The organism is Serratia sp. 121840015-1 (assembly GCF_053627655.1).
This window is the reverse complement of the sequence record NZ_JBSEYF010000001.1, coordinates 1251081-1274527: the sequence shown is the minus strand read 5'-3', so window position 1 is coordinate 1274527 and position 23447 is coordinate 1251081. Positions and strand designations below refer to the sequence as shown.

The 23447-nt window shown below is 58.8% G+C and carries 22 protein-coding genes and 1 pseudogene; 9 read left to right on the top strand and 14 right to left on the bottom strand.

Annotated features, from left to right (window positions below):
• The first annotated feature begins 2 nt into the window (after nucleotides 1-2).
• The 3 genes and pseudogenes from ACUXAC_RS06195 (at nucleotide 3) to osmB (ending at nucleotide 3733) form a co-directional block, all read left to right on the top strand.
• Nucleotides 3-2437, top strand: a pseudogene (locus ACUXAC_RS06195) (formate C-acetyltransferase/glycerol dehydratase family glycyl radical enzyme).
• Nucleotides 2438-2487: 50 nt separating this feature from the next.
• The gene (locus tag ACUXAC_RS06190; protein ID WP_038876236.1) at nucleotides 2488-3234 is read left to right on the top strand and encodes a DeoR/GlpR family DNA-binding transcription regulator; all 747 of its coding nucleotides are present in this window, start codon (nucleotides 2488-2490) and stop codon (nucleotides 3232-3234) included.
• Nucleotides 3235-3514: 280 nt separating this feature from the next.
• Nucleotides 3515-3733 carry an osmotically-inducible lipoprotein OsmB gene (osmB, locus tag ACUXAC_RS06185; protein ID WP_004945176.1) on the top strand — a complete coding sequence of 73 codons (219 nt, stop codon included), beginning with the start codon at nucleotides 3515-3517 and terminating at the stop codon, nucleotides 3731-3733.
• 190 nt (nucleotides 3734-3923) lie between these two features.
• Here the strand turns inward: osmB and yciH are convergent, their stop codons facing one another.
• A complete protein-coding gene (yciH, locus tag ACUXAC_RS06180; protein ID WP_038876234.1) occupies nucleotides 3924-4250 on the bottom strand; it encodes a stress response translation initiation inhibitor YciH in 327 nt (108 codons plus the stop codon).
• A 10-nt stretch (nucleotides 4251-4260) separates the two neighbouring features.
• Entirely contained in the window at nucleotides 4261-4989 is a 729-nt protein-coding gene (pyrF, locus tag ACUXAC_RS06175) for an orotidine-5'-phosphate decarboxylase (protein ID WP_308342562.1), read from the bottom strand.
• A gap of 329 nt (nucleotides 4990-5318) precedes the next feature.
• On the opposite strand from pyrF, the gene bhsA reads away from it, so the two are divergent.
• Nucleotides 5319-5579 carry a multiple stress resistance protein BhsA gene (gene bhsA / locus ACUXAC_RS06170; RefSeq protein ID WP_149572564.1) on the top strand — a complete coding sequence of 87 codons (261 nt, stop codon included), beginning with the start codon at nucleotides 5319-5321 and terminating at the stop codon, nucleotides 5577-5579.
• Nucleotides 5580-5751: 172 nt separating this feature from the next.
• Nucleotides 5752-6051: an Arc family DNA-binding protein gene (locus tag ACUXAC_RS06165; protein ID WP_038876228.1), complete on the top strand. Its 300-nt coding sequence runs from the start codon at nucleotides 5752-5754 to the stop codon at nucleotides 6049-6051.
• 69 nt (nucleotides 6052-6120) lie between these two features.
• Here the strand turns inward: ACUXAC_RS06165 and lapB are convergent, their stop codons facing one another.
• The 3 genes from lapB to pgpB form a co-directional block, all read right to left on the bottom strand.
• Complete coding sequence (lapB, locus tag ACUXAC_RS06160) at nucleotides 6121-7293, bottom strand: lipopolysaccharide assembly protein LapB (protein ID WP_025303023.1); 1173 nt, start codon at nucleotides 7291-7293, stop codon at nucleotides 6121-6123.
• A 6-nt stretch (nucleotides 7294-7299) separates the two neighbouring features.
• Nucleotides 7300-7602, bottom strand: a complete 303-nt coding sequence (locus tag ACUXAC_RS06155) for a LapA family protein (RefSeq protein WP_004930650.1) — start codon at nucleotides 7600-7602, stop codon at nucleotides 7300-7302.
• 297 nt (nucleotides 7603-7899) lie between these two features.
• Nucleotides 7900-8664 carry a phosphatidylglycerophosphatase B gene (pgpB, locus tag ACUXAC_RS06150; protein ID WP_038874446.1) on the bottom strand — a complete coding sequence of 255 codons (765 nt, stop codon included), beginning with the start codon at nucleotides 8662-8664 and terminating at the stop codon, nucleotides 7900-7902.
• Between the two features lie 279 nt (nucleotides 8665-8943).
• Between pgpB and ribA the strand changes: the two genes are divergently transcribed.
• Entirely contained in the window at nucleotides 8944-9537 is a 594-nt protein-coding gene (gene ribA / locus ACUXAC_RS06145) for a GTP cyclohydrolase II (RefSeq protein WP_019452695.1), read from the top strand.
• Nucleotides 9538-9593: 56 nt separating this feature from the next.
• Here the strand turns inward: ribA and acnA are convergent, their stop codons facing one another.
• The 4 genes from acnA to topA all read right to left on the bottom strand — a co-directional run bounded on the left by acnA (nucleotide 9594) and on the right by topA (nucleotide 16760).
• The gene (gene acnA, locus ACUXAC_RS06140) at nucleotides 9594-12266 is read right to left on the bottom strand and encodes an aconitate hydratase AcnA (protein ID WP_197756973.1); all 2673 of its coding nucleotides are present in this window, start codon (nucleotides 12264-12266) and stop codon (nucleotides 9594-9596) included.
• A 223-nt stretch (nucleotides 12267-12489) separates the two neighbouring features.
• On the bottom strand, nucleotides 12490-12726 hold the full coding sequence (locus ACUXAC_RS06135; RefSeq protein ID WP_308342560.1) for a hypothetical protein: 237 nt from the start codon (nucleotides 12724-12726) through the stop codon (nucleotides 12490-12492).
• A gap of 100 nt (nucleotides 12727-12826) precedes the next feature.
• Nucleotides 12827-13801 (bottom strand): HTH-type transcriptional regulator CysB, encoded by a 975-nt coding sequence (cysB, locus tag ACUXAC_RS06130; protein ID WP_004930690.1) that lies wholly within the window; start codon nucleotides 13799-13801, stop codon nucleotides 12827-12829.
• Nucleotides 13802-14162: 361 nt separating this feature from the next.
• Nucleotides 14163-16760: a type I DNA topoisomerase gene (topA, locus tag ACUXAC_RS06125; protein WP_038881773.1), complete on the bottom strand. Its 2598-nt coding sequence runs from the start codon at nucleotides 16758-16760 to the stop codon at nucleotides 14163-14165.
• 427 nt (nucleotides 16761-17187) lie between these two features.
• Here topA and ACUXAC_RS06120 point away from each other — a divergent pair, with 427 nt between their 5' ends.
• The gene (locus tag ACUXAC_RS06120; RefSeq protein WP_004930700.1) at nucleotides 17188-17439 is read left to right on the top strand and encodes a YciN family protein; all 252 of its coding nucleotides are present in this window, start codon (nucleotides 17188-17190) and stop codon (nucleotides 17437-17439) included.
• A gap of 51 nt (nucleotides 17440-17490) precedes the next feature.
• Here the strand turns inward: ACUXAC_RS06120 and sohB are convergent, their stop codons facing one another.
• Nucleotides 17491-18537, bottom strand: coding sequence for a protease SohB (gene sohB, locus ACUXAC_RS06115; protein ID WP_060423759.1), 1047 nt, complete (start codon nucleotides 18535-18537; stop codon nucleotides 17491-17493).
• 359 nt (nucleotides 18538-18896) lie between these two features.
• On the opposite strand from sohB, the gene ACUXAC_RS06110 reads away from it, so the two are divergent.
• Nucleotides 18897-19658, top strand: coding sequence for a YciK family oxidoreductase (locus ACUXAC_RS06110; protein WP_060439818.1), 762 nt, complete (start codon nucleotides 18897-18899; stop codon nucleotides 19656-19658).
• A gap of 13 nt (nucleotides 19659-19671) precedes the next feature.
• Nucleotides 19672-20262, top strand: a complete 591-nt coding sequence (gene cobO / locus ACUXAC_RS06105) for a cob(I)yrinic acid a,c-diamide adenosyltransferase (protein WP_049200634.1) — start codon at nucleotides 19672-19674, stop codon at nucleotides 20260-20262.
• A 38-nt stretch (nucleotides 20263-20300) separates the two neighbouring features.
• Here cobO and rluB read toward each other — a convergent pair whose 3' ends face one another.
• From rluB to ACUXAC_RS06085, 4 genes are all read right to left on the bottom strand, one after another.
• The gene (gene rluB, locus ACUXAC_RS06100; RefSeq protein ID WP_025303042.1) at nucleotides 20301-21206 is read right to left on the bottom strand and encodes a 23S rRNA pseudouridine(2605) synthase RluB; all 906 of its coding nucleotides are present in this window, start codon (nucleotides 21204-21206) and stop codon (nucleotides 20301-20303) included.
• A gap of 162 nt (nucleotides 21207-21368) precedes the next feature.
• On the bottom strand, nucleotides 21369-22166 hold the full coding sequence (locus ACUXAC_RS06095; protein WP_387441287.1) for an alpha/beta hydrolase: 798 nt from the start codon (nucleotides 22164-22166) through the stop codon (nucleotides 21369-21371).
• A gap of 148 nt (nucleotides 22167-22314) precedes the next feature.
• Entirely contained in the window at nucleotides 22315-22674 is a 360-nt protein-coding gene (locus ACUXAC_RS06090) for a Rap1a/Tai family immunity protein (protein ID WP_016927523.1), read from the bottom strand.
• A 115-nt stretch (nucleotides 22675-22789) separates the two neighbouring features.
• Complete coding sequence (locus ACUXAC_RS06085; protein WP_049232951.1) at nucleotides 22790-23410, bottom strand: L-threonylcarbamoyladenylate synthase; 621 nt, start codon at nucleotides 23408-23410, stop codon at nucleotides 22790-22792.
• Nucleotides 23411-23447 lie beyond the last annotated feature (37 nt).

Here is a 23447-nt window from a genome sequence, read left to right as displayed (position 1 = left end):
CCATGACCACATTGGATTTGACCACCCTCAGCGCCCGTATTCAGGCGCATAAGAACGCGCTGATCCACATCGTCAAACCGCCGGTGTGCACCGAACGCGCGCAGCACTATACCGAAGCCTATCAACAGCATCAGGATCGGCCGCTGCCGGTGCGCCGTGCGCTGGCGCTGGCCAACCACCTGGCGAAGCGCAGTATCTGGATCGCCAACGACGAGCTGATCATCGGCAACCAGGCCAGTGAGCTGCGCGCCGCGCCGATCTTCCCCGAATACACCGTCGGCTGGATAGAAAACGAGATCGACCAGTTGGCCGACCGGCCGGGCGCCGGCTTCTCGGTCAGCGAAGAGAACAAGGCGATTTTGCACCGTCTTTGCCCCTGGTGGCGCGGCCAAACGGTGCAGGATCGCTGCTACGGCATGTTTACCGACGAACAGAAGGCGCTGCTGGCCACCGGCATCATCAAGGCCGAGGGCAACATGACCTCCGGCGACGCCCACCTGGCGGTCAACTTCCCGCTGCTGCTGGCGCTAGGCCTCGACGGCCTGCGTGAAAAGGTGAACGCGCGCCGCAGCCGCCTGCACCTGACCGAGTGGGAAGACCTGCACAAAGCGCAGTTTCTCAACGCCATCGACATCGTGCTGGCGGCGCTGAGCGAACACATCCTGCGCTTCGCTCGCCTGGCGCGCGACATGGCGCAACGCGAAACCCGCGACTGGCGCCGCACCGAGCTGCTGGCTATCGCAGACAACTGCGCGACCTGATCGCCCATCGCCCGCCGCACACCTTCTGGCAGGCGCTGCAGCTGTGCTATTTCATCCAGCTGACGTTGCAGATCGAATCCAACGGCCATTCGGTTTCCTTTGGTCGCCTCGACCAATATCTCTATCCCTGGTATCGGCGCGACGTCGAGCTGGAGCAAAACCTGGCGCGGGAAGACGCCATCGAGCTGCTGCACAGCTGCTGGCTGAAGCTGCTGGAGGTCAACAAGATCCGCTCCGGCTCGCACTCCAAGGCCTCCGCCGGCAGCCCGCTGTACCAGAACGTCACCATCGGCGGCCAAAAACTGATCGACGGCCGGCCGTGCGACGCGGTCAACCCGCTGTCCTACGCCATTCTCGAATCCTGCGGCCGCCTGCGCTCCACCCAACCCAACCTCAGCGTGCGTTACCACGCCGGAATGAGCGCCGATTTCCTCGACGCCTGCGTGCAGGTGATCCGCTGCGGCTTTGGCATGCCGGCGTTCAACAACGACGAAATCGTCATTCCCGAGTTCATCAAACTGGGGGTTGAGCCGCAGGATGCCTACGACTATGCCGCCATCGGCTGCATCGAGACCGCCGTCGGCGGCAAATGGGGCTATCGCTGCACCGGCATGAGCTTCATCAACTTCGCCCGCGTGCTGCTGGCGGCGCTGGAACAGGGCCGCGACGCCACCTCCGGGCAGATTTTCCTGCCGCAGGAGCAGGCGCTGTCCAAAGGGAACTTCGCCGATTTCGAGCAGGTGATGGCAGCGTGGAATCGGCAAATCCGTTACTACACGCGCAAATCAATTGAGATCGAATGCGTGGTGGACAGCGTGTTGGAGGAGAACGCCCACGATATCCTCTGTTCCGCGCTGGTGGACGACTGCATCGAACGCGGCAAAAGCATCAAGCAAGGCGGCGCCAAGTACGACTGGGTTTCTGGCCTGCAGGTCGGCATCGCCAACCTCGGCAACAGCCTGGCGGCGGTGCGCAAACTGGTGTTCGAGCAAGGGACAATCGGCCAGCAGCAGCTGGCGGCGGCGCTGGCCGACGACTTCGCCGGGCTGGATGGCGAACAGCTGCGCCAGCGGCTGCTCAACGCCGCGCCCAAATACGGCAACGACGTGGACGACGTCGATCGGCTGCTGGTGCGCGCCTACCAAACCTACATCGAGGAACTGAAGCAGTATCGCAACACCCGCTTCGGCCGCGGGCCGATCGGCGGCGGCTACTACGCCGGTACGTCGTCTATCTCAGCCAACGTGCCCTTCGGCGCAGCCACCCTGGCGACCCCGGATGGCCGTAAAGCGCACCAGCCGCTGGCGGAAGGCGCCAGCCCGGCGTCCGGCACCGACCACCTGGGGCCGACGGCGGTGTTCAATTCGCTCGCCAAGCTACCGACCGAAGCGATCCTCGGCGGCGTGTTGCTCAACCAAAAGCTGAACCCGACGACGCTGGACAACCCACGCGATCGGGAAAAGCTGATGCTGATGTTGCGCACCTTCTTCGAGAGCTATCGCGGCTGGCATGTGCAGTACAACATCGTGTCGCGCGAAACGCTGCTGGCAGCGAAGCAACACCCTGACCAATATCGTGATTTAGTGGTTCGCGTAGCTGGCTATTCCGCCTTCTTTACCGCATTATCCCCTGAGGCGCAGGATGATATTATTGCGCGCACAGAACATACTCTTTAAACCTTTGACTCTTAGCGGCCGCACCTTGGCGGCCGCATCATCAGGCCGATATGAATTTACGACAACAGACCATATTGCAGTTGGTTAACGATCGCCGGCGGATCAGCGTCAATGAGCTGGCGCGCGCCTCGGGCGTCTCGGAAGTCACCATCCGGCAAGATCTCAACCTGCTGGAAAAGCGCAGTTATCTGAAGCGAGTACATGGCTCCGCCGTGGCGCTGGAGAGCGACGACGTCGACGCCCGCATGATGTCCAACTTCACTCTCAAGCAGCGGCTGGCGCAGTACGCCGCCGCGCAGGTCAACGACGGCGAGACGATCTTCATCGAGAGCGGCAGCGCCAACGCCCTGCTGGCGCGCTACATCGCCGAACGCAAGCGCATTACGCTGATCACCGTCAGCCATTACATCGCCAACCTGCTGAAAGAAACCGACTGCGACGTGATTGTGCTGGGCGGCATGTACCAGAAGAAAAGCGAGACCGTGGTCGGCCCACTCACGCGGCTGTGCATTCAGCAGGTGCATTTCAACAAGGCGTTTATCGGCATTGACGGCTTTCAGGCCGAAACCGGCTTTACCGGCCGCGACATGATGCGCGCCGACGTGGTCAGCGCAGTGCTGGCCAAGGGCGTGGAGAATATCGTGCTAACGGACTCCAGCAAATTCGGCCAGATCCAGCCCAACCCGCTGGCGCAGCCGGGCCAGATCAGCCGGGTGATCACCGATTCGCGTTTGGCGCTCGAGTATCAGCATCAGCTGAAACGCCAGGGCATACAGGTGGAGTTGGTCAACGACTAACGCGGGCCGCCATCGTACCAAGCGCGCCGCGCGGGCCACGCCGCGCGCCTTTCCCCCTGCGCAGCGGGATTTTAAGACTATTTACCTGTTTATCCTTCCCGAGAAACCTATACTCAGTTTCGGCAACTTTTGGGCCGTAACTTGCTAATTATTCGGCTTTTAACAAAAAATGCCATTTTTTATATCGATACTGTATGGGAACCAACGGCAGGCCTGATTTATGGTTAGCGCCTATACTTATAGGGCACTTCCATATAGCCAATGCTAAGGAGAAGTCATTATGATGATTATCAATAAACGTTTCGCCACCGCCGCTCTGGCACTGACTCTGGCGTTTTCACTCAGCGCCTGTTCCAACATGTCCAAACGCGATCGCAACACCGCTATCGGTGCCGGTGCCGGCGCAGTCGGCGGCGCAGTGCTGACAGACGGCAGCGCGTTGGGCACGCTGGGTGGGGCTGCGGTGGGGGGCATTATCGGTCACCAGGTTGGCAAATAACCTGACCGAGCGCCCTCGGCCGACAGGCTGGCAAAAGCGCCTCGGCGCTTTGACGTATTATCCAGAATAACGATGATTTCAGGTCTGTTTTACTTTAAGTCTATGGGTCTTTTGCCGTTAACGGGCTAACCCCCGGCAGCAACAACCTCAAGCCATGCCGCGGCATTGCACCGCGGCATGGCGATTCAGCTCAACCGCCCGCCAGCTTGACCTTCATGCCTTTGGCTTCCAGCAGCTGCTTGAGCAGATCGCGTTTATCGCCCTGGATTTCGATGATCCCGTCTTTCACCGAACCGCCGCAGCCACATTTCTTCTTCAGCTCGGCCGCCAGTTTGTCGAGCGCAGCGTCATCCAGATCGATACCGGCGATCAGGCACACGCCCTTCCCCTTGCGGCCGCTGGTTTGACGCTGGATGCGCACGATGCCGTCACCCTTGGCGCGTTGCGGTTTAACCTCTTCCTGCTTGATACGGCCGGTGTCCGTGGAATACACCAGGCGGCTGTTATCGTCATTCATTGGCGGTTCCTCAGGCCAAAGAGGCGCGGATCGCGCGCAGCGTCGCGGCCGGATCGGCAGATTGGGTGATCGGACGCCCAATCACCATGTAGTCCACGCCGGCGGCCTGTGCCTGCACCGGCGTCATGATACGGCGCTGATCGCCCGCTGCGCTGCCTTCAGGGCGGATCCCCGGCGTAACCAGCTGGAATGCCTGCCCGCAGGCCGCCTTCAGCCGCTGCGCTTCGTGTGCCGAACACACCACGCCGTCCAGCCCACAGTCGCGGGTCAGACGCGCCAGGCGCTCGGCGTGTTCCGCCGGGCTGGCCTCAATACCGATGCCGCGCAGGTCTTCCACTTCCATGCTGGTGAGCACCGTCACGGCGATCAGCAGCGGCGCATCCGCCCCGAATGACGCCAGCGCTTCTTTAGCGGCGGTCATCATGCGCGCGCCGCCGCTGGCGTGGACGTTGACCATCCAAACGCCCAGCTCGGCCGCCGCCGCGACCGCATGCGCGGTGGTATTGGGAATATCGTGGAATTTCAGGTCGAGAAACACGTCGAAGCCACGCCCATGCAGATCGCGCACCAGCTGCGGCCCAAACAGCGTGAACATTTCTTTGCCCACTTTCAGCCGGCAGTCTTGCGGATCGATACGGTCGGCGAACGCCAGCGCAGCGTTCTTATCGGCGTAATCTAACGCCACAACGATTGGAGATGATTTTAAGTCATTGTTATTAGCGTTATTTTCAGACTTCATTTCTTCTACCTTCTCTAAAATAGACATAATCAGGGACTCACCCGCGAAACTGACCGCCGCATTCTACATGCCGAGGGCCAGAAATCCCAGCCGCAGCGCGCACCGGCGCTCTGTCATGTTACTTCTCACCTTTGTCATGGCGCGTCAACGAAAGCGCGTCAGCAATAAACCACGCAGCGTAAAACGCCGTAAAGATGCGTAAATTGTTAATCAGATATTTTGAATCACTTACTCAGCATTATCAGATTTTCAATTGGCACAGATGCTTTATTATTCACCACATCGGAAGCGAACGGCTTCCTTCCTTAATAAACAGACTGGAGTCACCTATGAAAACCATCAAAAATTTTGCGGCCGCTGCCGCTATCGCACTGACCTCTTTCGCCACCTTCGCGGCTGAACCGATCAGCAGCCAGCAGGCCGATAGCCTGACTGCCACCGGCGTCGTTTCCGCAGGTCACGCGACCACCCTCAGCAGCCTGGAGAAAAAGCTGGCCGCTAAAGCGGATGCCCAGGGCGCCAGCAGCTACCGCATCATCTCCGCCGGTGGTAACAACATGCTGAGCGGCACCGCGATCATCTACAAATAATGTTTCCGGTACAGGGCCCGCTCACTCGGGCCCTGCCTCTGTTTCTCGCCTAAAAAACCCGCGTTTGCCCCGCCCTCATTTGTTACATAAATATTAAATTTTTATTACACACTAGACACCCGATCGCCAGTGGCTTAGCTTGAAGGCATCTTCCTGCAGAAAGGCTTTCAAAATGAGCGAGATATCGACACTTACCATTAAAATTCCTCTGGAACTCAAGGAAAAAATCCGCGCCGCCGCCGCTGAAAACGAATTTTCGCTGAGCGTGGAAGTATGCCAGCGCCTGGAAAGCAGCTTCAGCGCGCCCGCCGCCAAGGCAGAAAAACCGGCCAAAAAGGCGGATGAGCTGCACCACGGCGAGATAGACAACCAAAGCACCGAAGAAGAAATTGAACAGCCTCTGAGCCAGAAAGAGCTGAAGAAACTCCGCCAGCTGTTGAAAACCGGCGCCAAAGGCGGCAAGAAAAAGTAAACGACGAACAGACAAACATAAAAAAACGGGGCGATAAATCGCCCCGTTTTATTTTGTCGAGCCGCGGCGTTATTGCCCATCCAGGCCGCGGATCGGTTTAACCGATGACCAGGCGCGGCACGACGGGCAATGCCAATAGAGCGAGTGCGCGGTGAAGCCGCATTTGTGGCAGCGGTAACGCGGTTTGGTGCGAATTTGCTCGCCGACCATATCGCGCAACAGCAGCAGGCTCTCTTTCGCCCGGCCGTCTTCGGCGTCCGCCAGGTGATAATCCATCAGCCGGTAAAATACCCGCATGGTCGGATGGCGTTGCAGCTGGCGGTTGATATAGACCTGCACCACGTCGCGCCCTTCGTGCTGCTCGATGATCTCGGCCAGCATCAGATCGGCGGTGGCACCGGTGTTCTCTTCTACGCAGCGCTTCAGGAATTCAGCCCAGTTGTGCTGTTGTTCCGGCAGATGAGTGTAGCACTCCTGCAGCATCGGCAGCGTTTCGCTGACCAACTCTTTATCCTGGCTCAGTACGCGTTGCAGCGACTCGGCGGCTTTGGCGTAGTCGTTTTGCGCCATATAGATGCGGCCGAACATGATGGACACGCGCGCACACTGTTTATCGGCTGCGTCCGCACGCTTGAGCAGGCTCATCGCTCGATCGAGATCGTCGCTGCCCATCGCCTGCAGCGCCAGTTCACAATAGAAGTGTGCGATCTCGACGCGTTGTTTCTCTTTACCCAGCTTGACCAGCTTTTCCGCCACGTCGATGGCTTTTTGCCAATCGCTGGTAGCCTGGTGGATCACCAGCAGTTGCTGCAGCGCCGATACGCGAAAATCCGCTTCGTCAGTCAACTGGCTGAACATGTCTTCCGCACGATCGTACAGCCCGGCCGCCATATAGTCGCGGCCCAGCTGCTGTACCGCCAGCAGACGCTGTTCGAAGGTCAGGGAGGCGCTTTCCATCAAGGCCTGATGGATGCGGATGGCGCGGTCGACTTCGCCACGCGAACGGAACAGGTTACCCAGCGTCAGGTGGGCTTCAACGGTGTTGCTGTCCTCTTTCAACATGTCGAGGAACAGATCGACCGCCTTGTCCTGCTGGTTGGAAAGCAGAAAGTTCACCCCTGCCACGTATTCACGCGACAGGCGGTTGGCTTCTTGCTGTTTATCCTGCTGAGCGCTTCTGCGCCCCATGTACCAACCGTACGCGGCAGCCACGGGCAGCAACAGAAACAGCAGTTCTAACATAGAGGATTATTCCTTGCTGACAACGGGCTGAGCCGCCGGTTCAGCGGGCTGCTCAAGCTGCAGCTCCAGCCTTTTGATCTTGCGCTCGGCGCGGCCCAGCGCAATGCGCGTGCGTAGGTAGAACAGACCGCAAATGATCCAGCCAAGAACGAAACCGGCGCCAAACAGCGTGGCCAACAGGGTCGATACGCGATAATCGCCCTGCGCAACCAGATAGTTAAAATTGACCACCTGATCGTTATGCGCACCCAAGGTGACGGAAATCACGAAGATCACCAGAACCAACAAAAAAATCAGCAAATATTTCACATTCTTTCCCGCGATGCCGAGTGAATCGGATGAACGATGCCAAAACGTGGCGTCCCTAACCCTTAAGTTAGCATTTCCCGTTGCGGCAGGGAAACCCTGCGGCACGATAAAACCACATATCTGCTGGCATATTCGGCAGTAAACGGCCTTAGCGAACAAATTGATGAGAAAGCTTCTCAAAACGTCGAATTTATAAGGATATGGGGGCGGCCGGGCGGATTGCAATGGCGGGAAAATGTAAGCGGTTAATGCGGCGCCGATCCGACGCCGCCTTTTTGTGACATGGTCACATAACGATCATATCTCCGGCTTGCGCGCCGCGATTTCCTGCTGCTCTTGCGGCGGCGGCGTCAGCGGGCCGAACCAGCGCTGCGCCAACCAGCAGGTAACCACCACCAGCAGCCAGCTGATCAGCGTGGCCATCGCCAGATCGCGCGGCCAGTGCATGCCCAACAGCAGACGGCTGCCCATCACGCCGGTCGCCCACACCATCAGCAGCGCGACGGTTTTATAATGGCGGCGCGGCCACAGCAGCCCTACGCCCAACAGCGCCCAGGTGGCGGCGAACATGGTGTGCCCCGACGGGAAAGCGAAGCCGGTTTCAAACTGCCAGTGCTTGCGCAGCCAGTTCGGCACCAGCGTCTGATCCTGCAATTGCTCGCGCACCAGCGCGCTGCGCTCTTTGCGATGCAGCGAATAGAAGTATTTGCCGTCCACGCCGTGGGTTTGCTCCAGCCATACCACGAACGGCCGCGGTTCCTGCACCCGATCCTTGATTAACGACTTCACCCCCTGCCCGATCACCAGCGCGGCGAAAAGCAGGAGCGCCAGACCGATAGCCGCCTTCAGGCGAAAGCGCAGGCACCACAAAAACCAGCCGCAGAGGATAGCGCTGGTCAGAATGCCCCATGGCGAGGTCACGGTTTCGGTCACCCAGTACAGCGCTTTGAGCAGCGGCTCATTGCCGCCGGGTTGCCAGTGCCAACCGGATACCCAGACCGCCAGCGGCATCAACAGCAGCAGCAGTGCGCCGCCCGCCGTGCGTTTTGCTATCTCATACATTCTATTCTTCCTCTGCGTGAATCAGGCAGCAGTGTAACAAGAGTGCAATATTGATAACACGCGAAAAATTAAACAGATAGGCAACCTATCGCAATAATAGGTGGCCAGAAAACGCCATCTGCTGGTTTGCTGAGCACCGCCCGGCAAGAAGTTGTGGCAAAATAGCCGATAATTAACGAAATAGAGATCGGCGTAGCACGTTTTAGTCTTGGTCAATTTACCGAACCGGACTTAGGATGCGCGACAATGATTGAATCGTACGCTTTTGTGGAGAGTGACATGCAGCTTAAACGGGTGGCAGAGGCTAAACTGCCGACACCTTGGGGCGATTTCCTGATGGTAGGATTCGAAGAACTGGCGACCGGGCATGACCATCTGGCGCTGGTATTCGGTGATATTTCCGGCGAAGCGCCGGTGCTCGCGCGCGTGCATTCCGAATGTCTGACCGGCGATGCTCTGTTCAGCCTGCGCTGCGACTGCGGTTTTCAACTGGAAGCCGCGCTGGAGCAGATCGCCGAAGAAGGCCGCGGCATCCTGCTTTATCATCGCCAGGAGGGCCGCAATATCGGCCTGTTGAACAAGATCCGCGCCTATGCCCTGCAGGATAAGGGCGCAGACACCGTGGAAGCCAACCACCAGCTCGGCTTCGCCGCCGACGAGCGCGACTTCACCCTGTGCGCCGACATGTTCAAACTGCTGGGCGTCGACGCGGTGCGTTTGCTGACCAATAACCCGAAAAAGGTCGAGATCCTGACCGAAGCCGGTATCAACATCAGCGAGCGCGTGCCGCTGATCGTCGGCCGCAACCCGAAGAACGAACACTATCTGGCGACCAAGGCCGCCAAAATGGGCCATTTGCTCGACCAGAAGTGATCGCCGCCGCGGCGGAAACAATCAGGGCGCCTTGCGGCGCCCTTTTTATTGCTTAATTACAGCATTTTCCTGATCACATAGTGCAGAATGCCGTCGTTTTCGTAGTAGGTCAGCTCATTGCCGGTATCGATGCGACAACGGGTGTCGATCACTTCCTTGCGCCCGTCGACATAGGTGATGTGCACCGGCACCGTCTGGCCCGGCTGCAGCTGCTGCAGGCCGCCGACGCTGATCTGCTCATCCCCGGTCAGCCCCAGGGTTTTGCGCGTCACCCCTTGCGGGAACTCCAGCGGCAAAATCCCCATGCCAATCAGGTTGGAGCGGTGGATACGCTCGAAGGACTCGGCAATCACCACCCGCACGCCCAGCAAGCGCGGCCCTTTCGCCGCCCAGTCGCGGCTGGAGCCGGAACCGTACTCTTTACCGGCGATCACCGCCAGCGGCACCTTCTCCTGCTGATACTGCATGGCGGCATCGTAGATAGACAGCTGCTGCTGCGACGGAATATGGCGGGTATAACCGCCTTCCACGCCCGGCACCATTTCGTTGCGGATGCGGATGTTGGCAAAGGTGCCGCGCATCATCACTTCGTGGTTGCCGCGGCGCGAGCCGTAGGAGTTGAAATCCTGCGGCGCCACGCCGTGCTCGCTCAGGTAGCGCCCCGCCGGGCTGTCGCGCTTGATGTTGCCCGCCGGCGAGATGTGGTCGGTGGTCACCGAATCAGCCAGAATCGCCAGAATGCGCGCGTCTTTGATGTCCTGCACCGGATCCGGTTTCACCTTCATGGTGCTGAAGAACGGCGGATGGCGGATATAGGTAGAATCCTCCTGCCACTGATAGGTTGCCGAACCGGCCACCTGGATCGCCTGCCAGTTGGCGTCGCCGTCGAACACTTCGCCGTATTCCTTGTGGAACATCTCGGTGCGCACTTCTTCCACCGCCTGAGCGATGTCCTGGCTGCTCGGCCAGATATCCTTCAGGTAGACCGGTTGACCGTCGTTGCCCTCGCCCAGCGGCTCTTTGGTCAGGTCAATCTTCATACTGCCCGCCAGCGCATAAGCCACCACCAGCGGCGGCGAGGCCAGCCAGTTGGTTTTCACCAGCGGGTGAATACGCCCTTCGAAGTTGCGGTTGCCCGACAGCACCGCGCCCACGGTCAGATCGCCCTCTTTGATCGCCTGCTCGATCGGATCCGGCAGCGGGCCGGAGTTACCGATACAGGTGGTGCAGCCATACCCCACCAGGTTGAACCCCAGCTCTTCCAGATAGGCGGTGAGTTTGGCGCTGTCGAAGTAGTCGGTTACCACTTTGGATCCCGGCGCCAGCGAGGTTTTTACCCAGGGTTTGCTGCGCAGCCCTTTCTTGACGGCATTTTTCGCCAGCAGGCCGGCCGCCATCATCACGCTCGGGTTGGAGGTGTTGGTGCAGGAGGTGATCGCCGCGATCACCACCGCGCCGTCGCGCAGTTCGTGCTGCTGCCCGTCCAGCGTAAAGGTTTTGCTGTCGGTATTGGCTTTGTGCCCCCCGATATCCAGCTCGGTAGCGGCCTTGAACGCCTGCGGCACATTCGGCAGCGCAACGCGATCCTGCGGGCGTTTCGGCCCGGCGAGGCTGGCTTCCACGGTTGACATGTCCAGCGCCAGCGAGCTGGTGAAGACCGGTTCATCACCCGGGTTACGCCACATGCCCTGCGCTTTGGCGTAGGCTTCCACCAGTGCGATTTGTTCGGCGCTGCGGCCGCTGAGCTTCATATAGCCGAGCGTAACGTCATCCACCGGGAAGAAACCGCAGGTGGCGCCGAACTCCGGCGACATGTTGGCGATGGTTGCCCGGTCCGCCAGCGGCAGATCGGCCAGCCCGTCGCCGTAAAACTCGACGAACTTGCCGACAACGCCGTGCTTGCGCAGCATTTGGGTCACGGTCAGCACCAGGTCGGTGGCGGTAATGCCCTCGCGGAGCTTGCCCGTCAGCTTGAAGCCGACCACGTCCGGGATCAGCATCGACACCGGCTGGCCCAGCATCGCCGCTTCCGCTTCGATGCCGCCGACGCCCCAGCCGAGGATGCCGAGGCCGTTGATCATGGTGGTGTGGGAATCGGTGCCCACCAGCGTATCGGGATAAGCCACGCGGCGGCCGCTTTCGTCGCTGTGCCAGACCGTTTGGCCAAGGTATTCAAGGTTAACCTGGTGACAGATGCCGGTGCCCGGCGGCACTACGCGGAAGCGGTTGAAGGCTTTCTGCCCCCAGCGCAAAAAGGTGTAGCGCTCGTGGTTGCGCTGCATTTCGATACGCACGTTGTCTTCAAAGGCGTTGTCATCGCCAAATTCATCGACGGTAACCGAGTGGTCAATCACCAGATCCACCGGCGACAGCGGGTTCACTTGGTCGACGTTGCCGCCCAGCCGCCGTACCGCTTCGCGCATCGCCGCCAGATCCACCACCGCCGGTACGCCGGTAAAATCCTGCATCAGCACGCGCGCCGGACGGTAGGCGATCTCACGGTCAGCATGGCCGGTTTGCAGCCAGGCAACGATGGCCTTGAGGTCGTCAACCTGCACGGTGTCGCCATCCACATGGCGCAGCAGGTTCTCCAACAGCACTTTCATTGATTTCGGCAACCGGTCGATATCACCCAGCTGCTTCGCCGCCAGCGGCAGGCTGTAGTAGTAATACTCGCTATTCAGCGCAACCAGCTTATCCAGACTTGTTTCACGAAGATCGGACGACATAGCTCCTCCATTTCTTATTGTGACTAAAACAGGGTAATCAGTGAGGTCTTGTTTAAAGATACCACAAAGATAAGTTAACGTTTTGATAACAACACGATTTGATCACAACGATAGGCGGGAACAATCAGCGGGAAGGAAGTGCGAGCGCCGCCAAGGGGTTAGGCAATGCGCCAACAAAAACGCCGCGACGAGGCGGCGTTTTGGCTGGGAAGATTTCGCGGCTTTAGCGGGGTTTACGCACCAGGCGGCGACAGACTATTAGGACAACCGCCGCAATGATGGCAGAGACACCCAATTTAATGGCAATGACAACCGAGTCGAAATTATTCATCCCTGTTTCACCATCACCGCTAATTTCTATGTTGTTGGAAACGAAGCTGTCGAAAATTCCGTCTGGTAGGTAGCGCAGCAACAAAAGGGTGAGCAACAAGAACAGAACAATCCAGAGACTTTTTTTCATCGTGATACCACGCATTTACGGTAATCAGTACGGATTTCCGGGCTAAAAAAAACCCGGTTAGGCAGGCGCCTAACCGGGATTGATTTGATATCGTCGATGGTTACTTAATCGGCAGTTTGATGTCCTTGAACATCGCTTCGATCTCTTCGTTGGAGCGCAGCGCCACCGCGCTGTCTACCACATCGCGCGTCAGGTGCGGCGCGAAGCGCTGAATGAAGTCGTACATGTAGCTGCGCAGGAAGGTGCTGCGGCGGAAACCGATCTTGGTGGTGCTGTAGGTGAAGATATCACGCGCATCCACCGTCACCAGATCCGGATCCTGCACCGGATCCACCGCCATGCTGGCGATCACCCCCACCCCCAATCCCAGACGCACGTAGGTTTTGATCACGTCGGCGTCGGTGGCGGTAAAGACAATGCGCGGCGTCAGGCCGGCGCGGTTGAAGGCGGTATCCAACTCCGAACGCCCGGTAAAGCCGAAGGTGTAAGTGACGATCGGGTAAGCCGCCAGCTCTTCAATGCTGATGCTGCTTTTGCCCGCCAAAGGATGATCGGGCTTCACGACTACCGCACGGTTCCAGTGGTAGCACGGCAGCATGATGAGATCGTCGTACAGGTGCAGCGCTTCGGTGGCGATGGCGAAATCGGCGGTCCCTTTGGAGACCGCTTCGGCGATCTGCGTCGGCGAACCCTGATGCATGTGCAGCGAGACGCGCGGGTAACGCTCGATGAAGCCTTTAATTACGTTGGGCAAGGCGTAGCGGGCCTGGGTATGCGTGGTGGCGACGTACAGCGAGCCTTTGTCCGGGTAGGTGTGTTCACCGGCGACGGCTTTAATGGCGTCGACCTTGGACAGCACTTCACGTGCGATGCGAATGATTTCCTGGCCGGCCGGGGTGACCTGGGTCAGGTGTTTGCCGCTGCGGGCGAAAATCTGGATGCCCAGCTCATCTTCGAGCATGCGCACCTGTTTACTGATGCCGGGTTGCGAGGTATAGAGCCCTTCTGCCGTCGAGGAGACATTCAGGTTGTGGTTAACCACTTCCACAATGTAACGAAGCTGCTGCAATTTCATATCTTATACCATCCTAGGTTAAACACTGCGGCTTACCCGCAGCCAGGTATATCGGTGTCGCCCCGGTATGCTGAAAGTCACAAGCCATAAACACCGTGTTTTACCCTGATGGTGAAGAAAACGCCGTTGTTAATAAGCTTTAATAATAAAAAAACTTTTTATATAACCACTATACCACGTTGCAGCTTCAAGTATAGATCCGCGTCACACTATGATAACGATTATTTTGCATTGGTATCAACGTGAAACGGCGGTGGCGGAGGGATAAAAACAGCAAAGGATAGATCCGTTTGTCCCTTTTCACCAATAAAAAAACCAGCCGCCGGGGCTGGTTTTTCATCTTACTGGCAGGACAGCGGCCTTACTTCTTGCCTTCGACCCACTTGCCGTCCACGTAGAACGCGGACCAACCGGTCGCCTTGCCATCTTTTTCAGAAGAGACGTACTGCTGTTTGGTTTTACGGCTGAAACGCACCAGCGTTTTATTGCCTTCGGCATCCGCCACCGGCGCATCGGCCAGATAGCGCAGCTTCTCCGGCAGGCGATCCTTGAAGCGAGCCAGCTCTTCCACCAGCGGCGCACGGGTCTCGCGCGATTTAGGGAAGGTGTTGGCCGCCAGGAACACGCCGGCAGCGCCGTCACGCAGCACGAAATAGGCGTCAGACTTCTCGCACGGCAGCTCCGGCAACGGCACCGGATCTTCCTTCGGCGGCGCGACATCGCCGTTACGCAGGATCTTGCGGGTGTTTTTACAGTTCTCGTTAGTACAGCCCATGTACTTGCCGAAACGCCCCATTTTCAGGTGCATTTCCGAGCCGCACTTGTCGCACTCCACCACCGGGCCATCGTAGCCTTTCAGACGGAACTCGCCCTCTTCGATTTCATAGCCGTCACACGCCGGGTTGTTACCGCAAACGTGCAGCTTGCGCTGGTTGTCGATCAGGTAGCTGTCCATTGCCGTACCGCATTTCTTGCAGCGACGGCGGGCGCGCAGCGCGTTGGTTTCCGCGTCGTCGCCTTCGAGGATGTTGAGCACTTCCGCTTCAGGCACCAGATTGATGGTGGTTTTGCAGCGCTCCTTCGGCGGCAGCGCGTAGCCGGAACAGCCAAGGAACACGCCGGTGCTGGCAGTACGGATACCCATCTTGCGGCCGCAGGTCGGGCAGTCGATGCTGGTCATCACCATCTGGTTAGGCCGCATGCCGCCTTCTTCCGGATCTTTCTCCGCCGTTTCCAGCTGCTCGCTGAAGTCGACGAAGAACTCGTCCAGCACCGCTTTCCACTCGGCCTGGTTGTTGGCAACCTCATCGAGACCGTCTTCCATGCGCGCGGTGAAGTCATAGTTCATCAGCTCGCGGAAGTTTTCTTCCAGGCGATCGGTGACGATCTCGCCCATTTTCTCGGCATAGAAGCGGCGGCTTTCCACCCGCACATAACCGCGATCCTGAATGGTCGAGATGATGGAGGCGTAGGTGGACGGACGGCCGATACCGCGTTTTTCCAGCTCTTTCACCAGCGAGGCTTCGCTGTAACGCGCCGGCGGCTTGGTGAAGTGCTGGCTCGGGATCAGTTTCTGCAGATCCAGCTCGCTGCCGATTTCGACGTATGGCAGGGTGCGATCTTCATCGCCCTTGCGCAGCGCCGGCATCACCTTGGTCCAGCCGTCAAAGCGCAGCGTACGACCCTTGGCGCGCAGCTGATAATCGCCGGCCTTCACCGTCAGCGTGGTGGAATCGTATTGCGCCGGCGTCATCTGGCAAGCGACGAACTGGCGCCAGATCAGCTGATACAGCTTCTGCGCGTCCGCCTCCATGTCTTTCAACTGCTCGGCGAGCACGTTCACGTCCGAAGGTCGGATCGCTTCGTGCGCTTCCTGCGAATTCTCTTTGCTGCTGTACTGATTCGGCGCCTTCGGCAGGTATTTATCGCCGAAGTTGTCGCCGATGTAGCCACGCACCATGTTGAGCGCATCCTGGCTCAGGTTGGTGGAATCGGTACGCATATAGGTGATGTGGCCGGCTTCATACAGCCGTTGCGCCATCATCATGGTTTTCTTCACGCCGAAGCTCAGGCGGGTGCTGGCGGCCTGTTGCAGCGTGGAGGTAATGAAAGGCGCGCCCGGTTTGCTGCTGGTCGGTTTGTCTTCGCGATCCAGCACCGTGTAACGGGCTTTTTCAAGCAGTTTGACCGCGGCGTGAGTCTGCTCGCGGTTGACCGGCTTGAACGGTTTGTCGTGCGCATGGGTCACTTCCATCTGCAGCGCGGTTTCACCCTTCGCCAGCAGATCGGCATGCAGCTCCCAGTACTCTTCCGGCACGAAGGCCTTGATGTCGCGTTCGCGCTCGACCACCAGGCGCACCGCCACCGACTGCACGCGGCCGGCGGACAGGCCGCGGGCGATTTTCTTCCACAGCAGCGGCGAGACCATATAGCCCACCACGCGGTCCATGAATCGGCGCGCCTGCTGCGCGTTGACGCGGTCAATGTTCAGCTCGCCCGGCTGTTTGAACGCCTGCTGGATCGCGTTTTTGGTGATTTCGTTAAACACCACGCGGCTAAAGCGTTTGTCATCCCCACCGATCACTTCCCGCAGGTGCCAGGCGATGGCTTCCCCTTCGCGGTCAAGGTCGGTTGCGAGATAAATGTGGTCGGCGTTTTCCGCCAACGATTTTAACTCGGCGACCACTTTTTCTTTACCCGGCAGGATTTCATAATGCGCTTTCCAGCCGTGGTAAGGGTCGACGCCCATGCGATTTACCAGCGCCGCCTTCTCATCTTTTTTAACTTTTTTCTTGGCTTTGTCTTCGGTTGAGTCAGCGCTCTTTTTGCTGGCTGAGCCACTGGTCGGCAAATCACGGATATGACCGACGCTGGACTTCACCACGTAGTCACTTCCTAAATATTTATTAATAGTTTTGGCTTTTGCCGGGGACTCAACTATTACGAGAGCTTTACCCATATTTACCTTTACCTAATTTATTTCTTCTAAAAAGAAGTCTTTTATCTCGCCGTGCCGCGGCAATTCGTGTCTCTTTTTTTATATTGCGGCAGTCTGGCAAGAGATCAACAGATTTTTTTCTTTTGGTTGCCCAACTGCTCAACCTGAACGCAAGTTGTTGATCCTGCCTGCTATTCACCCATGCCCCAGAAGTATGGCTGTGTGAGTTTTATTCATGGCGTAAACAAAACCTTCCACCCGACGCCGCAAAATCCCACACTGTACCTGATAAAAAGCGTCACGCAACCTAATTAGCACGGAAAGACCGATTTCGCCAACCGGCGGCCGCCCATGGCCATCCAGACGGCAAATAAACCTTAGTCGGTTTGCGGATAAAAGCGAACCGGCGTTAGAATATGCGCAGAGTTTTTAGTTTGGAGTCTAATAAATGCGCACAAATACTGCCCCTATCGGCCGCGAGGCCCTGCTGGCGGAAGCAAATAACATCATCCGCCAACACGAAGATTATCTGCACGGCATGATCGCCACCGACGTTGAACAAAAAAGCGGCGTTTTAGTTTTCCGCGGCGAATACTTTTTGGATGCCGATGGATTGCCCACCGCCAAAACCACCGCGGTATTTAATATGTTTAAACACTTGGCCCATCTGCTTTCGGAAAAATACCACCTGGTCGATTGAGAAAAGAAAACGGGGGCAGTTGGCCCCCGTTGATTCACGCTATCGCCGCCGTTACAGCAGCGGCTTTTCACCACGCTGCCACCAGCGCAACAGCAAGCGATCGACGCTTTCCACCGCGCTGCCGGTGAAGCGATCCATCAGGCGTTTGCGGCGCGTATAGCGCACGGCGATCACTTCGTGGTTGTCCAGCTCGGCGATCAGCAAGTCATCGCTGGTGCCGATGGCGTCGATCAGCCCCTTCTCTTTCGCCTGTGAACCGAACCAGTGCTCACCGGTGGCGACGCTGTCGATGTCCAGCGACGGGCGCTGCTCATGCACGAAGCGCTTGAACAGCTCGTGGGTTTCGTTCAGATCTTCGCGGAACTTCTCGCGCCCCTGTTCGGTGTTTTCGCCAAACAGCGTCAGCGTGCGTTTGAACTGCCCGGCGGTGTGCAACTCCACGTCGATGTCGTTCTTCTTCAGCAGGCGGTGGAAGTTCGGGATCTGCGCCACCACGCCGATGGAGCCGATGATGGCGAACGGCGCCGCCACGATGCGATCCGCGACGCAGGCCATCATGTAGCCGCCGCTGGCCGCCACTTTATCCACCGCTACCGTCAGGCGAATGCCGCCTTTGCGCAGGCGCTCCAGCTGCGAGGCCGCCAGGCCGTAGCCGTGCACCACCCCGCCCGGGCTTTCCAGGCGCAACAGAACTTCATCCTGCGCCGACGCTACCGCCAGCACCGCCGAGATCTCTTCGCGCAGCGAGGTCACCTCGTGCGCGTCCATGCTGCCCTTGAAGTCCAGCACATACAGGCACGGCTTAGTCACTTCCACCGCGCCGGACTTGGCGCGCTGCTTCTTCAGCTTGTCGTCGGCCTTGGTCTGCTTCTTGAACTGTTTCAGCCAGACCTTCTGCTCGGCGGTATCCATACGCGCCAGGCGCATATCACGCTGCATCTCGCGATACTGTTCACCGAGATCGGTCAGCTGCAGCTCCCCTTTCTGGCGGTTCTTGCGTTGCCCCAAACTGACCGCCAGGATGGCCAACGCGGCGATGGCGAGCACCACCGTGGCGACCTTGGCCAGAAACAGGCCATAAACAGATATAAACTCCACAGATTCCGCCTTTATTTACAGGTTGTTAGTATGCTTCTTTCCATTTTAGCCAACCGCAGCGGCTGCTGTCGCGGCTAAATGAAAATTCATTGCGCACGGATCATCACTATGGGGACGATTCAAGGCCGAACCAAGGCGCCGCCGCCGTGCTTTTGTTACAAAAGAATGCCATTTCAGCCTGCTACGCATTGAAAATGCCCACGGATTAAGGCATATAACACCCATTATTCATCAATACGATGAGACGGATTCGCTGCGCGGCCCACAGACGGTCGAGCCTTCGCTCCCGCCCCGGCCGCGCGTTTCACCCTTGCTCCCCGATATTCGCGGGAGAACAGCCACCCAGGCGAGGATTTATCGTGCATTACCAACCCAAACAAGATCTGCTCGAACAACGTATCATTTTGGTCACCGGCGCCGGCGACGGCATCGGCCGCGAAGCGGCGCTGACCTACGCGCGCTTCGGCGCTCAGCTGGTGCTGCTGGGGCGCACTGAGAGCAAACTGCTGGCGGTACAACAAGAGATCGCGGCCCAGGGCGGCGCCCCGGCCTTAGTGGTGACACTGGACTTGCTGCACGCCACTCCGGAGCAATGCCGGCAGATAGCCGACGATCTGGCGAGCCAGATCCCCCGCCTTGACGGCGTTCTGCACAACGCCGGCCTGCTCGGCGACATCGCGCCGATGGCCGACCTGTCGATGACCATGTGGCAAGAGGTGATGCAGGTTAACGTCAACGCCACCTTTATGCTGACTCAGGCGCTGCTGCCGCTGCTGCTGAAATCCCACGCCGGTTCGCTGGTGTTCACCAGTTCCAGCGTCGGGCGCACCGGCCGCGCAGACTGGGGTGCCTATGCGGTGTCGAAGTTCGCCACCGAGGGCATGATGCAGGTGTTGGCAGACGAGTATAAAAACCGCAATTTGCGGGTGAACTGCATCAATCCGGGCGGCACCCGCACCAAAATGCGCGCATCTGCCTTCCCGCACGAAGACAAGAACAAGCTGAAAACCCCGGCCGATATCATGCCGCTGTATCTGTATCTGATGGGCGAAGACAGCCGCCGCAAAACCGGCATGAGCTTCGACGCGCAGCCGAACCGTAAACCCGGCGCGGCCGAGTAATAAGGAGCGTTTCATGGCGGAAGATCGTCATCAACAGCGCCAGCAGCGCCTGAAAGAACAGGTCGATGCCCGCATCGCCGCCGCACAGGACACGCGCGGCCTGCTGCTGGTGTTTACCGGCAACGGCAAGGGTAAAACCACGGCCGCCTTCGGCACCGTCACCCGGGCGGTTGGCCACGGCATGCGCGCCGGGGTGATCCAGTTCATCAAGGGCGAGTGGCCCAATGGCGAAAAAAACCTGCTGCAGCAACACGGCGTTGAATTCCAGGTGATGGCCACCGGTTTTACCTGGGAGACGCAGAATAAAGCCGGCGATACCGCCGCCTGTCAGGCGGTGTGGCAGCACGGCAAACGCATGCTGGCCGACAGCAGCCTGGATCTGGTGCTGCTGGACGAAGTGACCTACATGCTGACCTACGGCTATCTGGAACTGGAAGAGCTGAAGGCAGCGTTGCTGGGGCGCCCTGCGCACCAAACGGTGATCTTGACCGGGCGCGGTTGCCATCGCGATCTGCTGGAACTGGCGGATACGGTCACGGAGATGCGGCCGGTGAAACACGCGTTCGATGCAGGCGTGAAGGCGCAACAGGGGATCGATTGGTAACAAAAAGTTCTGGCCCCGAACGGGGCCAGAATGAGGGATTAGCTGCGTTTGCTTGGCTTGCCCGGTTTACCCGGCTTGCTGCCTGGCGCACTGCGGCGGCCGCTGCCGGCCACCTGGGAGTGGCGCTTGACCGCACGGCGGATCTGGTTGGCCTTCACGCGGCGGCGTTCACGCTCCACCGGCATTTTACTGACCGTTTCCGGCTTCAATTCCACCAGCTCGCGCAGGTAGTTGATCGCCGGCAGATCCAGCTCGGCCCAGCCGCCGCGCGGCAGGCCTTTCGGCAGATCGATGTCGCCGTAGCGCACGCGGATCAGGCGGCTCACCTGCACACCCACCGCTTCCCACAGGCGACGCACTTCACGGTTACGGCCTTCGGTCAGGGTCACGTTGTACCACTGGTTGAGGCCTTCGCCGCCCTGGAAGCTGATGGTGCGGAAGGCGGCCGGGCCGTCTTCCAGCTGCACACCCTTGCTCAGCTGCTTCACTTTCGCATCGTCAACCTGGCCGAACACGCGTACCGCGTACTCGCGCTCCACTTCACGGCTCGGGTGCATCAGACGGTTGGCCAGTTCGCCATCGGTGGTGAACAGCAGCAGACCGGAGGTGTTGACGTCCAGTCGCCCTACCGCCACCCAGCGTGAACCGCGCAGCTTCGGCAAGCGATCGAACACCGTCGGGCGGCCTTCAGGATCGCTGCGGGTACACAGCTCGCCTTCCGGTTTGTAGTAAGCCAGCACCCGGCAAACCACCTCTTCGGATTCTTTGATCGACAGGACATGACCGTCCAGACGAATTTTCATCGCCGGCGTCACTTCAACGCGATCGCCCAGCTTGGCGACCTTGCCGTCGACGCTGACGCGCCCGGCTTCAATCATGGTTTCGATTTCACGACGCGAGCCATGCCCGGCGCGCGCTAAAACTTTCTGTAACTTTTCGCTCATTGAGCAACCTCTAATGTCGCCTTCACAGGCGTCGGGGGGATAACCGCCGCGGCCAAGCGCCACCACGGTAATAATACGTTTATCAGGATCGAACCGCGCATTATACAGGCTTTCTAAGGTGTTGAAACCCACTTTATCGGCGCTGCGGCCCTCAGGCTGCGTTCACGGCGCCAAAAAATCCTCCACCGCCCACAGCACCGCCTCAGGCCGTTCCAGAATGCCGAGGTGAGTACGAGCCTCCCCTAACCGTACCACGGAGAAAAACGGCTGCTCGGCGGCAAATGCCTGCTGCTCCCGCAGATAGTCGTCGCGGCGATCCAACGAGTAAATATGCCGGCACGGCGGCGGCGCGCTCATTCCCGCCAGGCGTTGCAGCGGCGAGCCGAATTGCCGGTAGGCCTGTTCGATGGCCACGCCGGCGGCACGCCAGAGCCGGCAATCTTCCTGTGCCATCTCGACCTCCAGATGGCGTTTGACCCGATCGTGGCGGATGCCGCCCTGCCAGAAGTCGGACAAGGCGTCGCGCGCCGCCAGCCACTGCTGCGGCTGCTGCATACGGCTCACCGCCGTAAAGAACGCCGGTTCCGGCTGCGTCATGATCCAGTCGAGAAACACCATGCCCCGTATCCGCTGCGGCAACGCTTCGGCCAACGCCACCGCCAGCCAGCTGGCATGCGCCACCGACAGGGTGATCACGTTGTCCAAACGCAGCGCCGCCAGCAGCTGACGCACATCTTCCAGCAAATCGTCCGCCGCCAGCGACATCCCCGCCGCTTTTGACGACAGGCCGTGGCCGCGCCAGTCGATGCTGATCACCCGATAGCGTTCGGCGGCCAGAGCGATGAACGGCTCAAATACGGTTTTCGGCTCGCACCAGCCGGGCAGCAACACCAACGTGAGCGGCCCTGAGCCGATATCCTGATAGTCGAGCGCCATGTTGGCGCTGTGAAATGCGGTCATATTACCTCCTGCGCGTCTCTCCCCGACCCGTTCGGGAAATGCCGACGGGGATAAGGTGACAGTGCAGCAGGCATTGATCTATTGAAGTTCGTGCGGAAAGAGTCCGAGCGCACCTTATGAAAAAATGCGCACGAATTGGAATAGGAACTTAATGACGCACACAGGGATAGGCGGCGCTTAACGCCAGCATGATCACCGACGGCGCGGAATAATGCAGCTGCTCAGGATGCTCGTTCAAATATTGCATCACCGCGTCGGCGGCTACGCCGATGCTCATCCCGGCTTCGGGGCAAATATTGCGATTGCCCTGCATGGAATAGGTATCGAATACGCCGGCGACGTATCCCATGAACATGCCGCCATTCAGCGCTTCGGCCACGGTGGCTTCACCGCTTTTATTTTTTACGTAACCGCCGGATTCCGCCAGCAAACCGCTGCCCGAATAAAACCCCGCATTTGCCATTGAGGAAAATAATAAGGCCGCTAAAAAAGAAACCTGTTTAATCATTGCTGCGCATCCTGCCCATTATCAATTCTGAAGTATTCAAGAATAGCGGCTTTCATGCGAAATAGCGTCGCTTCAGCCGATTTTCAGACAATGGGCAAGGTGGCAACAATTGACATCAACGGAAGGGCGCCGCGTCACCCGCCCCTTCACGCACCACTTCCGGTGAGGATTCGGTCAGATCGATAACCGTCGTCGGCTGTTGGCCGAGGAAGCCGCCGTGGATCACCAGATCGACCACCTTGCCCAGGTGATCGCTGATCTCTTCCGGATCGGACTCGGCAAAGTCATTGCCCGGCAGCATCAGCGTGGTGGACATCATCGGTTCGTTCAACGCCTCCAGCAGCGCCAATGCGATCGGGTTCGACGGCACGCGCAGGCCGATGGTTTTGCGCTTGTCATTCATCAGACGGCGCGGCACTTCCTTGGTCGCTTTCAGAATGAAGGTGTAGTTGCCCGGCGTATTGTTTTTGATCAGGCGGAACGCCGTATTATCGACGTGCGCATAGGTCGACAGCTCGGACAGATCGCGGCACATCAGGGTAAAGTTGTGGTTGCCGTCCAGCTGACGGATGCGGCAAATGCGCTCCATCGCCGCCTTCTCTTCCAGCATGCAACCCAGCGCATAGCCGGAATCGGTGGGATAAACGATCACCCCGCCCTTGCGCAGCACGTCAACCGCCTGGTTAATCAAACGCGGCTGCGGGTTGTCCGGGTGAATATAAAAAAGCTGACTCATGACTTGCTCCTAAAATGATGCCCGCGCGCGTTGCCAC

Bases quoted from the DNA above. Each gene is read 5' to 3' on its own strand.
- ACUXAC_RS06190 (WP_038876236.1), top strand. From the start codon at position 2,488: ATGAATTTACGACAACAGACCATATTGCAGTTGGTTAACGATCGCCGG.
- osmB (WP_004945176.1), top strand. From the start codon at position 3,515: ATGATGATTATCAATAAACGTTTCGCCACCGCCGCTCTGGCACTGACT.
- yciH (WP_038876234.1), bottom strand. From the start codon at position 4,250: ATGAATGACGATAACAGCCGCCTGGTGTATTCCACGGACACCGGCCGT.
- pyrF (WP_308342562.1), bottom strand. From the start codon at position 4,989: ATGAAGTCTGAAAATAACGCTAATAACAATGACTTAAAATCATCTCCA.
- bhsA (WP_149572564.1), top strand. From the start codon at position 5,319: ATGAAAACCATCAAAAATTTTGCGGCCGCTGCCGCTATCGCACTGACC.
- ACUXAC_RS06165 (WP_038876228.1), top strand. From the start codon at position 5,752: ATGAGCGAGATATCGACACTTACCATTAAAATTCCTCTGGAACTCAAG.
- lapB (WP_025303023.1), bottom strand. From the start codon at position 7,293: ATGTTAGAACTGCTGTTTCTGTTGCTGCCCGTGGCTGCCGCGTACGGT.
- pgpB (WP_038874446.1), bottom strand. From the start codon at position 8,664: ATGTATGAGATAGCAAAACGCACGGCGGGCGGCGCACTGCTGCTGCTG.
- ribA (WP_019452695.1), top strand. From the start codon at position 8,944: ATGCAGCTTAAACGGGTGGCAGAGGCTAAACTGCCGACACCTTGGGGC.
- acnA (WP_197756973.1), bottom strand. From the start codon at position 12,266: ATGTCGTCCGATCTTCGTGAAACAAGTCTGGATAAGCTGGTTGCGCTG.
- ACUXAC_RS06135 (WP_308342560.1), bottom strand. From the start codon at position 12,726: ATGAAAAAAAGTCTCTGGATTGTTCTGTTCTTGTTGCTCACCCTTTTG.
- cysB (WP_004930690.1), bottom strand. From the start codon at position 13,801: ATGAAATTGCAGCAGCTTCGTTACATTGTGGAAGTGGTTAACCACAAC.
- topA (WP_038881773.1), bottom strand. From the start codon at position 16,760: ATGGGTAAAGCTCTCGTAATAGTTGAGTCCCCGGCAAAAGCCAAAACT.
- ACUXAC_RS06120 (WP_004930700.1), top strand. From the start codon at position 17,188: ATGCGCACAAATACTGCCCCTATCGGCCGCGAGGCCCTGCTGGCGGAA.
- cobO (WP_049200634.1), top strand. From the start codon at position 19,672: ATGGCGGAAGATCGTCATCAACAGCGCCAGCAGCGCCTGAAAGAACAG.
- rluB (WP_025303042.1), bottom strand. From the start codon at position 21,206: ATGAGCGAAAAGTTACAGAAAGTTTTAGCGCGCGCCGGGCATGGCTCG.
- ACUXAC_RS06095 (WP_387441287.1), bottom strand. From the start codon at position 22,166: ATGACCGCATTTCACAGCGCCAACATGGCGCTCGACTATCAGGATATC.
- ACUXAC_RS06090 (WP_016927523.1), bottom strand. From the start codon at position 22,674: ATGATTAAACAGGTTTCTTTTTTAGCGGCCTTATTATTTTCCTCAATG.
- ACUXAC_RS06085 (WP_049232951.1), bottom strand. From the start codon at position 23,410: ATGAGTCAGCTTTTTTATATTCACCCGGACAACCCGCAGCCGCGTTTG.